13 protein-coding genes are annotated in these 13,707 nt (G+C 39.4%); 3 read left to right on the top strand and 10 right to left on the bottom strand.

Translation table 11 applies throughout. The features are described from left to right. Nucleotides 1-24: 24 nt before the first annotated feature. From tehB to PSF28_RS14535, 5 genes are all read right to left on the bottom strand, one after another. Nucleotides 25-891 (bottom strand): SAM-dependent methyltransferase TehB, encoded by an 867-nt coding sequence (gene tehB, locus PSF28_RS14555; RefSeq protein ID WP_210840140.1) that lies wholly within the window; start codon nucleotides 889-891, stop codon nucleotides 25-27. 142 nt (nucleotides 892-1,033) lie between these two features. Next, nucleotides 1,034-2,113 (bottom strand): linear amide C-N hydrolase, encoded by a 1,080-nt coding sequence (locus PSF28_RS14550; protein ID WP_210840139.1) that lies wholly within the window; start codon nucleotides 2,111-2,113, stop codon nucleotides 1,034-1,036. Between the two features lie 174 nt (nucleotides 2,114-2,287). Next, nucleotides 2,288-3,061: a hypothetical protein gene (locus PSF28_RS14545; RefSeq protein WP_004913275.1), complete on the bottom strand. Its 774-nt coding sequence runs from the start codon at nucleotides 3,059-3,061 to the stop codon at nucleotides 2,288-2,290. 318 nt (nucleotides 3,062-3,379) lie between these two features. Beyond that, nucleotides 3,380-3,958, bottom strand: coding sequence for a YceI family protein (locus tag PSF28_RS14540; protein ID WP_042851639.1), 579 nt, complete (start codon nucleotides 3,956-3,958; stop codon nucleotides 3,380-3,382). Nucleotides 3,959-3,971: 13 nt separating this feature from the next. Beyond that, complete coding sequence (locus PSF28_RS14535; RefSeq protein WP_004913280.1) at nucleotides 3,972-4,529, bottom strand: cytochrome b; 558 nt, start codon at nucleotides 4,527-4,529, stop codon at nucleotides 3,972-3,974. Between the two features lie 382 nt (nucleotides 4,530-4,911). On the opposite strand from PSF28_RS14535, the gene PSF28_RS14530 reads away from it, so the two are divergent. After that, entirely contained in the window at nucleotides 4,912-5,544 is a 633-nt protein-coding gene (locus PSF28_RS14530) for a glutathione S-transferase family protein (RefSeq protein ID WP_210838895.1), read from the top strand. 138 nt (nucleotides 5,545-5,682) lie between these two features. Here the strand turns inward: PSF28_RS14530 and PSF28_RS14525 are convergent, their stop codons facing one another. Beyond that, a complete protein-coding gene (locus PSF28_RS14525; protein WP_210838897.1) occupies nucleotides 5,683-6,303 on the bottom strand; it encodes a malonate decarboxylase holo-ACP synthase in 621 nt (206 codons plus the stop codon). Between the two features lie 210 nt (nucleotides 6,304-6,513). On the opposite strand from PSF28_RS14525, the gene PSF28_RS14520 reads away from it, so the two are divergent. Together PSF28_RS14520 and PSF28_RS14515 are read left to right on the top strand one after the other, a co-directional pair. Further along, nucleotides 6,514-7,482 (top strand): FUSC family protein, encoded by a 969-nt coding sequence (locus PSF28_RS14520; RefSeq protein WP_004913289.1) that lies wholly within the window; start codon nucleotides 6,514-6,516, stop codon nucleotides 7,480-7,482. 140 nt (nucleotides 7,483-7,622) lie between these two features. Next, nucleotides 7,623-8,264: an NAD(P)-dependent oxidoreductase gene (locus PSF28_RS14515; protein WP_272685253.1), complete on the top strand. Its 642-nt coding sequence runs from the start codon at nucleotides 7,623-7,625 to the stop codon at nucleotides 8,262-8,264. Between the two features lie 85 nt (nucleotides 8,265-8,349). Here PSF28_RS14515 and iolB read toward each other — a convergent pair whose 3' ends face one another. The 4 genes from iolB to PSF28_RS14495 all read right to left on the bottom strand — a co-directional run bounded on the left by iolB (nucleotide 8,350) and on the right by PSF28_RS14495 (nucleotide 13,432). After that, on the bottom strand, nucleotides 8,350-9,180 hold the full coding sequence (gene iolB, locus PSF28_RS14510; RefSeq protein WP_004913292.1) for a 5-deoxy-glucuronate isomerase: 831 nt from the start codon (nucleotides 9,178-9,180) through the stop codon (nucleotides 8,350-8,352). Nucleotides 9,181-9,444: 264 nt separating this feature from the next. Then, entirely contained in the window at nucleotides 9,445-10,338 is an 894-nt protein-coding gene (iolE, locus tag PSF28_RS14505; RefSeq protein ID WP_210838903.1) for a myo-inosose-2 dehydratase, read from the bottom strand. A gap of 30 nt (nucleotides 10,339-10,368) precedes the next feature. Beyond that, nucleotides 10,369-12,273, bottom strand: a complete 1,905-nt coding sequence (locus tag PSF28_RS14500) for a bifunctional 5-dehydro-2-deoxygluconokinase/5-dehydro-2-deoxyphosphogluconate aldolase (protein WP_210838905.1) — start codon at nucleotides 12,271-12,273, stop codon at nucleotides 10,369-10,371. A gap of 25 nt (nucleotides 12,274-12,298) precedes the next feature. Further along, nucleotides 12,299-13,432: a Gfo/Idh/MocA family protein gene (locus PSF28_RS14495; protein WP_272685252.1), complete on the bottom strand. Its 1,134-nt coding sequence runs from the start codon at nucleotides 13,430-13,432 to the stop codon at nucleotides 12,299-12,301. Nucleotides 13,433-13,707 lie beyond the last annotated feature (275 nt).

Below are 13,707 nucleotides of genomic sequence, written 5' to 3'. Positions count from 1 at the left end.
AGGTAACCTATACTAACCTCTTACTTACTTTTTCCGCGCAATGAGTGTTGCAAAGTTTAATTTAATACGATTACCTTGTGAATCAGTGCGGTGTAAGTGCCCAGGGTTTTCGTTATATTTTAAAATATCCCAATCTTTATAATACCCTTCAAGCTCCCCTGGTTTTAAGAAACATTTAAATGGCACTAAATCCAGTGGCGCATCTGGTGTTTCAACGGCACACACAATAACGTTAACGCCCCCTGACAGGGTATGTTCTTGCATATTGGTAATAACATTGGCAATTTTCTCTCGCTGCAAAAACATCAATACGACAGTAGAAATAATGAGTTCGTAATCCTCTTGTATCTGGTGACTATTAATGTCATAAACAGCCGTATGAATATTTTCCACCCCAGCTTGTTTTTTAACAAAGTCAATCGCTTGGATATGTTGAGGGTTGATATCTACCGAGGTCACGTCATAACCTTGTAAGGCAAGATAAAAGCTATTGCGGCCCCTTCCCGAACCTAAATCTAATGTTTTACATGGCTTACTAAGGTGGTTCTCACACAGGTAACGCACTTCTGAATGTGGAGTCGTTAACCCGTGTTCTTTATAAAATTTCAGTTCTGGTTTGCATAAAAAAGCCAGTTGGCATTCCATGTCATCACTACAAGCAGAAATACGATGCCAAACTTGAGGTTCGATAATAGGCGGCTGGTTATGAATATCAAAAGTAAAATGTTGTTCACTGCCATCCTCATTAAAAATGATAAAATCTAAAGAACCTTTTAGCATTTTCAACTGTGCATATGTATCTTCTTTTGTATTATGACGCTCTTGAAACATTAACGGTAAAGACGCTTTATTCCAAACCGGCATGGTTTTGTAACACACGAGATTATTCATATCATCACCAATAAGTTGTATTTTAAATACATCTTATACCGTTCATTTGCTATCTGCAAAACATTCATGGATAAATTATCGAGGACTTGATTCATATCAACCCCCTATAGATAAAGAGGGCTGATACGCGTTATAGGCAAAGTTAGTAACCTAACTGTTTTGCACTTAACCCTAAGAATTCAAAAGGTTTTGTAACCACATAATTATTAGTCGCATCCCCTGAATAAATATGGCTCTGCTCTTCACCAAGGTCCAACTTTTTCACTTGTCCAGTTTCTGCTGAAAAGTCAATTTTAGCCAAATCAGTCCAAAAAATGTTTGGCGTTAATGCTGATTCGAAAAAGTAGAGCTGACGTTTATGGTCAACTAATGTCCGCCAGCGTGTTGACGATATTTCAGGTGAATTTTCGGACGTTAATCCGTAAGGAACAGACACATTACGTACGACACTGAAAACACTGGCTACTGCTTTATTAGGCGTTGTTTTTTGAGGAATTGCATTAATATAAAACTGTGCACGAGCAAATCTATCTGCGGAACGGTTTGTCCCCGGTAACATGACAGTACCGCCAATTCCTTGCCAATATTCCTGCATTGCTAATTGCTTTTCATAAGTAGGCGAGTTAGTCATAACTTGATACTTACGACTATGATGAATGACCTGCTTACCATCAATATATTCGATAATTGCGCTATCGCCACTCGCATCTGATAATGATAAATGTAAAGTGGCTAACCTATCCTGTCCTGGAACATTATCCGTTGCCACTACCAGTGGATTTTTTTCTAACGCTGCAACTGCCTCTTCCACTGTCGCATAATTATCTAGCACATATTGCGCCCATAACGATATCGACAACGCAGGTTGTTTATTATCTACTTGAGGGTATTTTGATTCAGCAAGCCATAATAAATTGGCAACTAGACCTTCTTCGTTCACTCCGTCAGTCGTTGAAATATCATAACCCGAAGCGATCACACTACCGTATTTTGATTTCCATTTTAAAGAGTTAGGCCCTGCAATGCCATCACGCTCCATGCCTCGAGGAAAGATCCATAGATTAGTGCCTATATCATATTTCCAATCCATTGTTCTTCCGGTCATTATCTGTTCATTTTCACCTAAATAAACAACCCGAGTACAAGCTTGACTTACTGCAATTGGCATTGATATCGCAGCAGCGGCGGCAAGTGCGATGATACTTTTCTTAATAAATTGCATGCCATCTCCAAAATAGTTAAAAATAAATTTATATAATAAGCATACTACATAAATACGAACTATTTATGCTCAAATAATAATGCATTAAAAAAAGTGCGATTAACGCTATGAAATGTAATACTTAATGACACAAAATGGTACCAATATTAACCAGTACCATTTTGCTAAAAAGAATTAATTATTTACTGATGAAAATAAAGAACGTAACAATGCCGCTTTTTTCGGATTATCTGGAATAGATAATATTTCATCATAAAAACTAATAGAAATACGGCACGCTAGTGCAGGTGATTTCTTCCCTGCTTCTAAATTCCCAAGAATTGCAGTATCTTCACCATACTTTGCAGAAAGCCCGCTAGCAAGTTGGGTTAATTCCTCAGAATATTCTGTCGGGGACATTAACGCCTGTTTTACGCCAGCTTCACTTGAAATTAAAAGTTCATTGGTTGCTTGAATTTGTTTCAACAAAACAGCTTGGCTTTTTTGTGGTGGAATAATTTCTGCTGTTTCTCTCAAGTGTGGAAATAGTGAATAAAAACACGTTTTTCCCGTTGGATCTTCTTCCAATAAGATTTTTAGGTAATCATTAACTCTGCTAGTAAAATTAATCACGGAGTCATCAGAGGCATATTCCATACGCTCTAGTACTAACTTCATGACATTCCCGACTACTTGGTCAAACAGTTGACGGCGTAAATCTTCATTAGTTGGGTCGTATTGTGTAATTAGATGCTCAAAACTTTGATAGGTTTCAGGGCTTATTTTCTTAACCGTCGCGATAATCGGTAATTCTTTTTCAACTTGAGCAAGTGCCTCTGAATGAATTGCACTATTATTTTCTGTAGATAACACATTGTTATCTTTACTTAACCAATAAAAACCGAATGCAAATGCAATAAAAATAATGCTAACAATTAATGCGGTTTTACGTGAGTTATTTGTATTCAAAGTTACCCTGCCTTTTCTTGTAAAACGGTTCCCCACAAACACTTTCAAGCTACTTATATACTGTAGAACCAATTGCATATAATGCCATGGCATCTAAAACCGATAATATTCACGTATCTAAAGTGTTAATGCCACGAATTGAACGATAAAAAGTAATAATGCTTATTTTAGCTTGTATTAAAGTCGTCTAGCTATAGGAATAAGGGAAATTGCGAGGTTCAGACGGGGGAATTTGCCACAAAGAAACAATTTATAATACGCTGGATATAAAAAAACCTCCAGCACTCGAAAGCCTGAAGGTTTTTTATGATAAAAATCTTATTTAACTTGAACACCTTCAACTGAAATCAACAGTTGTGCTTCTTGAGATTTAGGACCCAAATCAGATTTGATGTTAAATTCTTTTAACTTAATATTACCTTCTGCTTCAAAACCTGCACGGTATCCACCCCAAGGATCTTTACCTTCGCCCATTAATTTAGCATCTAATGTAATCGGCTTAGTGACGCCATTTAAAGTGAAATCGCCTGTGATTTTGTAAGCTTCACCATCTTTCTTCACTTCTGTTGAAACGAATTTCGCTTCAGGGAATTTGGCTGCGTTTAAGAAATCACCACTGCGTAAATGTTTATCACGCTCTGCATGGTTAGTATCAATGCTGCCTGTCTTAATAGTGACTTCGACTTTATCTTTTGACGGATCTTTTGCATCATAAGTAAAAGATCCATCAAAGTCTTTAAAACTACCATATACCCAGCTATAACCTAAATGCTGAATACGAAATTCAATAAACGCATGTTGGCCTTGCTTATCAAATTGGTAAGTTTCTGCTAATGCTGAACCTGCCGTTAAAAAAAGTGCACCAGTAGCCAGACCAAGAACCGTTTTCTTCAACATAATTATCTCCACGTTACTTATCGGGGTTAAAACCCAACATTCTTTTTAATGTAATATCACGATCAAAAAAGTGATGTTTAAAAGCTGCAAAAGCATGCAACACTGATAATAGAACCACTGCCCAAGCTAAATATAAATGAACCTCACCTGCGGTATCTGCTTGTGTCGCAGCACCAGTAAACAGAGCAGGAACATCAAACCAACCAAACACACTAATAGGCTGTCCATCCGCGGTTGAGATTAAATAACCACTGATCAAAATACTGAATAAAATAATATAAATCAGAATTTGAACAATAATAGAGCTAGCTTTCGTTAATTTACTGTAGCTTGCTAATGGCTTCGGCGGCGGTGAAATAAATCGCCAAATCACACGAAATGCCATAACAATAAATAATAATATTCCTATACTTTTATGTATCTCAGGAGCTTGATGATACCAACTATCATAATAGCCTAGTGTCACCATCCATAAACCTAAAGCGAACATTCCATATACGACAATTGCGACTAGCCAATGTACGAGCAAAGAGATATGCCCATAGCGGCTTGCATTATTTTTCCATTGCATGATAAAAACCATTTAGAGAAGAAGGTAATATTTTATTAACTAAGCCGTAATAATCATAAGGTGAAATTAATTTTATTCCTATCCCAAAGTTAAACAAATATTTTGTTGAAGACATTCAAATACGATCAACATAATGAAAAATAGATTACCATTTGATTTTGTCTAGTTTTAATTATGAAAGTTGAATAAAGATTCTTCCACTTTTGTAAATGGTCGTAACTAAATACTTAGTTCATTTATTTATTAATTTCAATTAAATCTAACTTATTCCTAATAAATATAAGCTATTTCGATAAAATAACATTTGTAGGTCTGCCTTTTTCCCCATACATTGGTATTCTTCCTTTTAACATTGCGCGAACTGACTGATAGGTTAAATACTATGTATAAACTTTGGATAGCAAATAAAAACTACTCTTCATGGTCATTGCGCCCATGGGTTTTACTAAAGGTATTACAGATCCCGTTTGAAGAAAATTTGTGTTTATTTGAAAACGGTAAAAGCAGTCATGAAAAATTCAGTCGTTTTTCCCCTACCGGTTTAGTTCCTTGTTTAATCGATGAAAACCAAACAATATGGGATTCATTAGCCATTTGCGAATATATTGCAGAAGACTTCCCGCAAGTCTGGCCAAAAGATCGCAAAGCCAGAGCATGGGCTCGAAGTGCCAGCGCAGAAATGCACTCAGGTTTTAGTGCGTTACGACAGCAATGTCCGATGGATGGAGCTCATAATGCGCCACTTAATAATATTCCAATTGAATTACAAACTGACTTAAACCGCTTGCAGAAACTATGGCAGGATGGGTTGAACCAATTTGGTGGCCCTTGGCTTGCGGGCAGTGAATTTACGGCTGTAGATGCCTTCTTTGCACCCGTAGCCTTCCGAATCCGTAGCTATCATTTACCTGTAAACCCAGCGGCTAAACAATGGGTTGACCGAGTTTTAGTTTTGCCTGCAATGAAAGAATGGCATGACGCAGGTTTACAAGAACCGAATATTGAGCATTTATAATAGGCTAATAGGGAGGCATTATGTGCCTCCGATTTTATTTGATTAGTAAAAAATCACCTGCTCGAACATCAAAATTAATATTTAACCAATTTGTCGGCTATTCAAGCTACAGTCGATTATTTAACAGACAAATAACAACTATAATTTCTCATCCCACGGGTCTGCCGTCATAACATCGCCAAGTGGTGTGTGTAATGTAACCTTTTCATTTTTAAACCATTCTGCTAATGAAAACCCACCCTTAGGCGTTTCAACATGGATATCGATTGGGCAATAGGGTGTATTCGCCTTAATAGCAAACTCAGCAAAATCTTCTTTTTCTTGAGGGTTCGGACAGCGAATGACCACATCAAGGTCGCAGTCAGACAACATACTTTGGATATCTGTCGCTAAAGTGTAAGCACAGCTGCCTGTGACTCCCCATTGCCAAGGCCATTTAGTCTGAGAAATGATCCATAAAACCTGCACAGGTGGTAAAGCAATAAACATTGAACGTTGTAGTTCCACCGAATTTGCCACCAAGGATTCCACATTCATAATATGCGTGATTGTCGATTTTTCAATTTGTGTCGTGATGCGTTGGTGTGGCTTAATTCCTCGAATTGCGACAGTCAGTTTATTCTCATCCGCTTTATTTCGATATACCGTCAACGGTAATTTACTGTTCCATTGTGAGCCAACCCATTCAGGAAGTGACTCTACCGCGACATCATTATTGCTGCGGACCCAAACAAAATCATGAGGATTGATTATTTGCATTTTATTACCTTTCTGATTGCTACGACTGCTCTTCCCTATTATGCCTTTTTTGTCACATAAAAACAGAATATCGATACCACCAACTTCACGAATACCATTTAATGGTAACTTGTCATAAATACTGAGTTATCGCCTTGAAATTTCATGACGTATAATATTTAATTACGTTATTAATTAATGAGTTAAGTTTCTATTTACGAGCATCGAATTATGAGAACGTTTCCTGCTATTCATGATGGGATTATTTTTACCAGCTGTATGTTTTTTAGTGCCGCAACTGCTTTCGTGATTTTAGATGCGCAAGCAGCGATGTGGGCGACATTCTCAACACTGTATTCATTTAATTTATTCAATGCAGCAAAAGAATATAAAAACTATGCTTACACCGCTTGTTGTTTATTGATGATTTTAGTGGCTATTTTTATCGGTGATACCTTGCGGCTTGGTACGGCGTATTATATTTATCTGGCCATTTTTTCGTTCATTTATTACCAATTGTATGGCACAGATCCTGCAATGGATTTAACGATGAAGTTTATGATTATCATGTCGACAATTGGCACCATTTTACCTGATATATCAAGAAGTTTGGCATTAGGTTTTATTATTGGCAGTGGAGTAACGCTAATCACGTATTATCTCCTTAGTCATAAAATGACACGCCATAGCGTTATTACGAGTGCTTTAGTTGAACAAAATTTGTTTACGTTGAGAAAAAATATTATTCCCCGTTCGATGATTTATGCTTTAGGGCTATTACTCGCACTTGCCATTCCACGCAGTATAGATCTAGGGCACTTTTATTGGACATTATTGACCTTTGTTTTTGTATTGCATCCAAAATCACAAAGCATCGTTAAAATTACTTTGCAGAGAGTCTTAGGCAGCCTTATTTCTGTTTTATTGCTGTATTTTTTATTCAACCTACCACTTATGCCATACATCGGTTTAATTGCAGTTGTGGTATTCGCCTTTTTAATGCCAATGAGTTTTCATCATGGATATACGTTTATGACATTTGTCGTGACAAGCTTAATTTTATCCATTCTTGAGCTCGTTATATATTGGCGTCACCCAACCTATGAATTATTGTTTGACCGCGTTCTTGAAACCGCCTTAGGAGGAACCATCGCCATCATGACGAGTATTATTTTAAAGTTATTTAGAGAAACAAAATAAAATTAAGCATATTCCCCAATAAGAACGTCTGTTCTATACTCAAAAAAGAACACATTGGGAAAAGAAGTCTTAGTCCTAAAGCCTAGCCCTATCAGTATCATTATTCTTGAGTGTGACATTCAAGCAAAGAGGAACTGAAGATGAAAATATCGATTATTGGCGCAACAGGTTTTGTTGGCAGAGCATTAGTTGCTGAAGCGCTACTTCGGCATCACCAAGTAACAGCGATTTCTCGTCATAGTAATCAACTATCTCAACACGCTCACTTAATCACCGCGGCTGGAGATATCACCGATATTCCATGGTTAACCTCTCGGCTAAAGGGGCAGGATGTTGTCATCAGTGCATTTAATGGCGGTTGGCAGAACCCTAATTTGTATCAAGATACTGTCGCGGGTAACCTCGCAATTTTACATGCCGTACAAAAATCCATGGTCAAACGGTTCATTGTGGTGGGTGGTGCAGGAAGCCTAAAAACCACTGCAGGTATTGATTTAATTGATTCCCCTGATTTTCCAGCTGAAATAAAGCCTGGCGCCCAAGCAATGAGAGAATTTAAAAACCAATTACAATCCATTGATTCATTAGATTGGACCTACGTTTCGCCTGCCGCCATGCTTGAAGAAGGAGAAAGAACAGAAACCTTCCGTCTTGGCGGGGACCAATTATTAATGAATGGTAATACCCCTGCTAAAATCTCTGTTGAAGACTTTGCAGTTGCTGTTCTTGATGAAGTGAATAATTCACAATTTATTCGCCAACAATTTACCGTAGCCTATTAAGTTTAAGCATAAAAAAGCCGGTAAATACTTTACCGGCAAAGATAGATAACAGAACTTAATTCACTCATATATCACTATTTTTGACTTATTTTTCACGATGTTTCGCTGCATAGATCTCACTATTCACCCAGTTATGGTCTTTTTCCCATGTAAATAACCACTTACGTGTTGGCCCCGCCATCACATTAAGGTAATAGTTATCATAACCAGCCACTGTTGCCATTGGGTGATACCCTTTTGGCACCATAACAACATCTTTGTTATATACCGCCATGCACTCATCTAACTCGCGGTCATCAGTGTAAACACGCTGCATACAAAAACCTTGAGATGGATTCAAACGGTGGTAATAGGTTTCTTCCAAATAGGTTTCATTGGGTTCATTATCGGTGTCATGTTTATGGCTTGGATAAGAGCTGGTGCAGCCTTCATCTGTAAAGACCTCCACAACTAATAAGCTGTCAGCGGCTTTATCATCAGGTAAAATATTATGCACATAGCGCTTGTTGTAACCATGGCCACGCTGTTCGGCTCCAATATCATCTGGACCAATTAAACGTGTTGGATAGGTGCCCTTTCCTTTAGCACTGCAAACAGCCAATTCAAGGTCAGTATCTGCGATGACCTCAGCAAACTCTTGGGCTGTCACATACACAGCATAGGGTTTTTTACGTTCGAAAGGATCCATTCGGTCGCCAATGTTTTCAAACGTTTGATTAGTTGTTTTAATCGTCGCTTTACCTGCTACTAAGACTAAGCACATTTCATTTTCAGAAGCAGGTAAGGAAATAGACTCACCTTGTTTTAATTCGTAAACATCAAAGTGAACATAACCCCAGTTAGCGATTTGTGGAGTGATATGCTGAGTACGCTTATGTGCATCTGGAGCATGGTATTTCGACAATAATTTTGACATAACTTTCCTCTGACACTTTTTAGATTCTAGATAGGCAATTCTTTTTAGTCACTAACCGTTTCATCAATCAAATAGTTCAGTTTGTGGCTAGAGTAGATAAACAAAGCCAACAACGCCACAGACTGAAACAGAATGCATAATCGTCTAAATAGTTCAGTTTGTGGCTAGGCGGCTAGCGCACCAATCCCTAGGAGCATACACAAGTATGTGACTAGGGGGGGTAAGCGAAGCCAACAACGCCACAGACTGAAATATGACGACGATTTAGATTAAACCCGCATCCTTAGCAAACTTAGACAAATTGTTGTAACCCAATGTGGCATAAGTCAATGGATGCGCAATCGCAGGGTCTTGCTCTGCTTCAACTACCAGCCAACCATTTTCGTATTGGCTATTTTTCAATACTTTAAACACTTCAGGGTAGTTAACGCAACCATCACCCGGTACAGTAAACACACCGGCTAATACGGCATCTAAGAAGCTGGTTTTACGGTTTTTAACATCTTTTAGGACATCTGCACGGACATCTTTGCAATGTACGTGATTGATACGTTTTGCCCAACGCTTAGCCACTTCAACCGGGTCTGCACCTGCAAAGGTTAAGTGGCCAGTATCTAGCAATAAACCAACTTCATCGCCAGTGTACTTCATTAGGTTATCAACATCTTCTGCTGACTCAATCACGGTTCCCATATGGTGGTGATAGGCAATCTTTACACCTTGAGATAATGTATATTTTGCGAATTCGGTCAGTTTCTTACCGTATTCTTCCCATTTATCGGCTGGGAACAATGGACGCATATGAACAGGTTTGTTTTGGTCGCCATGAATACAGTTGGTCACTTCTGCAAACACCATCACTTTAGCACCTAAGTCACGCAGTAACGCTAAGTGTTCTTGTGCCGCTTCAATTTCTTCTTCCACGCTGCGAGTTAATAATTCTCCCGAATACCAGCCTGAAACCAGTTGTAAGTCATGCTGTTTTAAAATCGGTCCTAAAACTTCCGCTTTGCGTGGAAATTTATTGCCTAATTCGAAACCAGCGAAACCTGCTTGACGACCTTCAGTTAAACATGTTTCTAGAGATGTTTCTGCCCCTAAAGTGGGTAAATCATCATTCGTCCATGTCAAAGGGTTGATACCAAGTTGGATTGCCATGATGAAGCTCCTGTGTAGGTAAAAGTAATATTATTTACGCTGACGCCATAGGGCTATCAGGTTTAAGTAATTAGCTTTGATTTTCTGAACTAGCTCATCGTCATTGATTTCGCCTTTCATCCACTCCAACGAAGGCTTACCAAATAAGGTACGACCAACAGCAAATCCTTTGACGATGGGTTTCCCAGCTGCGGCATTAAAACCTGCTTGTAACTCAGCTTGTGGCGCATCAAGCCCTAATAGCACGACACCGCGGCAGTATGGGTCACGCTCTTGGATCAGCGCATCGACTTCATCCCAATTTTCTGCTTGTAGTGGTGGTAATTTCCACCAATCAGGCTTGATACCTAAGTTATAGAAACGTTTGATTGCGCGTAAATACAGCTCATCATTGCGTTCCATATCCGCGGGTAATATCACTTCAAGCAATAATTCATGGCCTGATTGGCAACAAGCGCTGTACACTTCCTGAACAGTTTTTTCTTGTTCTAAACGCAGAGGATGGTTGTCTTCTGGATGGAAAAATACCAAACATTTCACAATATGCTCTTTTGGCCAACTGATCAGCTGAGAACCGATATTGCCATGTTCTAAGCACAATGGTCTTGATGCCGGTAGCTCAATTGGACGGCCTATCCACCAACCACGACCAGTCACGTCATTCAATACGTCTTGGCCAAAGGTACTGTCGCAAAGTAGCCCAGCTTTACCTTGTAAATTTGCTTCTTCAGCCACTTCACTGCTAGCACGGAAAATCAACTTCTTCAAATAAGGAATACAGGAAATATCAGCACCAGCATTACGAGCCATATCAACGAATTGGATGCGATGGTCGAATGCCATGACACAGAGCTCATTCCACTGTGTGCTACGTGAAGTCACTCGATGCAGATGGTTGAGTATAGGATCGAGATCTGGACGTGGTACTGCCGCAGCACGTTCAAGGTAATTATCTAACTCGATTTTTGTTGGCATTGCAGGCGCACAGCCATGGCGAGAAACCACTAAAGCCCCACAAGCGTTCGCATAAGCACAGGCTTTTTCCCAACCATCACCGTTTAAATAACCGCGTAGTAGACCAGACATAAATGCATCACCAGCACCTAATACGTTAAGTACTTCAACTCTGACACCATGAACAGTGATCCCTTCATCTAATGTTTCTGGGATCGCACCGCTAAATACGGAGCAGCCAAGAGAACCGCGTTTACACACCAGTTCCGCATCCGTCAATTGGCGAATGTTCTTGAGTGCTTGTACCGTATCCGTTGTCCCGCCTGCAATATGAAATTCTTCTTCTGTCCCGACAATCAAATCGAACATCGATAACACATCTTGCAGTTGTTGCGTGACACTATCGGAAGCAATAAAGCGCGTTTCCCCGTCACCGAGAGACGTTAACCCCCATAAGACTGGGCGATAATCGATATCAATGGCTGTTTTGACGTTATTACGTTTAGCATATTCCAACGCTTTCAATACGGCCGCGCGAGTTTTCGGATTCGATAAATGCGTTCCTGTAATTGCCAAGCAGCGTGCGGATGCAATATATTCTTCGGTAAAATCATTTGGCGTAATCGCCATATCTGCACAGTTATCACGATAGAAAATTAATGGGAAAGTATCCTGATCTTTGATCCCTAAGATAACTAATGCCGTTAATCTGTCTTTGTCTGTAATAAGATGGCTGGTATCACAGCCTACACGCTGTAATTCCTCACGTAAAAAACGCCCCATGTGCTCATCCCCCACGCGGGCAAGCATTGACGATTTTAATCCTTGTATTGCAGTGCCGAATGCCACGTTTCCTGAAGAGCCGCCTAAATATTTGGCAAACGAGCTCACATCTTCTAAACGAGAACCTATCTGTTGTCCGTACAGGTCAACGGCAATACGGCCCATACAGATAACATCTAACTTCTTCTGCTTATCCATTAATTACCCCTTAACTACAACAGAATTAATTGATTTCTTTAACGTTAACCCAACGTTGTTCATCATATGAACGTGCTATCGCGTCTAATATTCGTGATACTTTCCAGCCCTCTTCAAAATCAGGCCACATTGGCTGCCCTGTTGCAACGCCATCAATTAAATCACGCACTTCAACTGTTTTTTGGTCATTAAAGCCAATACCATGACCTGCACCATTACAAAATGGCGCATAATCCGGGTGCTCTGGCCCCACAAAAATGGTTTTAAAACCTTGACGGTTGCTAGGTTCATCATGACGATAGAGCTTTAGCTCTGCCATTCTTTCTTGAGTGAAAGACAGTGTCCCTTTGGTGCCAGTCACCACATAGGTTAGCCCCATTTTACGGCCAGCGGCGATTCGTGAAGTTTCTATAACGCCCATTGCGCCACCAGCAAAACGCACCATGGCATGCGCCTGATCTTCATTTTCAACCGTAACCATGACGGCTGAACCCACTTTTTCTGGACGCTGTTTAATGACAATTTCCATATCACCACAAACGGTTTCAATATCCCCTACTAGGAATTGCGCCATATTAATAATATGTGCAGATAAATCCCCCAAGGCACCTAGGCCAGCTTTTTCTTTAAAACAATGCCAGTGAATCGGCGCGCTAGGGTCAGCCATATAATCTTCATTATGGGTACCATAAAAATGGATAACTTCTCCAATTTCGCCATTTGCAATGATTTCTTTGGCTAGCTGAGAGGTAGGGTTTTTCATATAGTTAAAACCCACTAACGTTAAAACACCCGCCTTTTTAGCCGCTTCGACCATTTCTTTGGCATCTTCAGAATTGAGCGCTAATGGTTTTTCGCAATAAACATGTTTACCGTGCTTAATTGCCTCCATTGCCATTTCTTTGTGCAGGAAATTAGGCGAACAGATATCCACCACGTCAATATTTGGATCTGCAACTAATTTTCGCCAGTCATCGGTTGCACGATTAAATCCCATTTCCTGAGCTCGGGTCTGTGCTAACTCAGGGGTAATTTCTGCAATCATTTCACGAACCAATTTCCCCTGTAATGGAAAAACGGTTGCTGCTTGTGCATAAGCAATGGCATGAGCTCGTCCTATATAGCCAGTACCTATCATCCCGATACGGATCTCTTTCATCTGTTCTACCTCTCGCTCATTTTATGTAACACAATGGCTGGCCTAATACTTGTTCCAGATTTTTATTTCAATAATCATGTTATACGGAACATTCGTTTCATTTTCAATATTATTGGAAATATTAATTTCATTATGTGATCCAACGTGAATTTTTAATGTAATCAATTAATATATAAGAAAATAAATATTAAATTTACGGAAGGGAAAAACAATAGAAGCGTCATAACGTGGAATGAAATGAAATAGAATAACTAAAGATGAAATTTATTGGGTAT

This window comes from Providencia sp. PROV130 (genome assembly GCF_028482225.1).
In the GTDB taxonomy this organism is placed as follows: domain Bacteria; phylum Pseudomonadota; class Gammaproteobacteria; order Enterobacterales; family Enterobacteriaceae; genus Providencia; species Providencia rettgeri.
This window is presented reverse-complemented; position numbering and strand designations above follow the sequence as displayed.

What these genes read in the sequence shown, in the direction of transcription:
- PSF28_RS14525 (WP_210838897.1), bottom strand. Translation starts at nt 6,303, where the DNA reads ATGCAAATAATCAATCCTCATGATTTTGTTTGGGTCCGCAGCAATAAT.
- tehB (WP_210840140.1), bottom strand. Translation starts at nt 891, where the DNA reads ATGAATAATCTCGTGTGTTACAAAACCATGCCGGTTTGGAATAAAGCG.
- PSF28_RS14540 (WP_042851639.1), bottom strand. Translation starts at nt 3,958, where the DNA reads ATGTTGAAGAAAACGGTTCTTGGTCTGGCTACTGGTGCACTTTTTTTA.
- PSF28_RS14530 (WP_210838895.1), top strand. Translation starts at nt 4,912, where the DNA reads ATGTATAAACTTTGGATAGCAAATAAAAACTACTCTTCATGGTCATTG.
- PSF28_RS14520 (WP_004913289.1), top strand. Translation starts at nt 6,514, where the DNA reads ATGAGAACGTTTCCTGCTATTCATGATGGGATTATTTTTACCAGCTGT.
- PSF28_RS14500 (WP_210838905.1), bottom strand. Translation starts at nt 12,273, where the DNA reads ATGGATAAGCAGAAGAAGTTAGATGTTATCTGTATGGGCCGTATTGCC.
- iolB (WP_004913292.1), bottom strand. Translation starts at nt 9,180, where the DNA reads ATGTCAAAATTATTGTCGAAATACCATGCTCCAGATGCACATAAGCGT.
- PSF28_RS14495 (WP_272685252.1), bottom strand. Translation starts at nt 13,432, where the DNA reads ATGAAAGAGATCCGTATCGGGATGATAGGTACTGGCTATATAGGACGA.
- iolE (WP_210838903.1), bottom strand. Translation starts at nt 10,338, where the DNA reads ATGGCAATCCAACTTGGTATCAACCCTTTGACATGGACGAATGATGAT.
- PSF28_RS14535 (WP_004913280.1), bottom strand. Translation starts at nt 4,529, where the DNA reads ATGCAATGGAAAAATAATGCAAGCCGCTATGGGCATATCTCTTTGCTC.
- PSF28_RS14515 (WP_272685253.1), top strand. Translation starts at nt 7,623, where the DNA reads ATGAAAATATCGATTATTGGCGCAACAGGTTTTGTTGGCAGAGCATTA.
- PSF28_RS14550 (WP_210840139.1), bottom strand. Translation starts at nt 2,113, where the DNA reads ATGCAATTTATTAAGAAAAGTATCATCGCACTTGCCGCCGCTGCTGCG.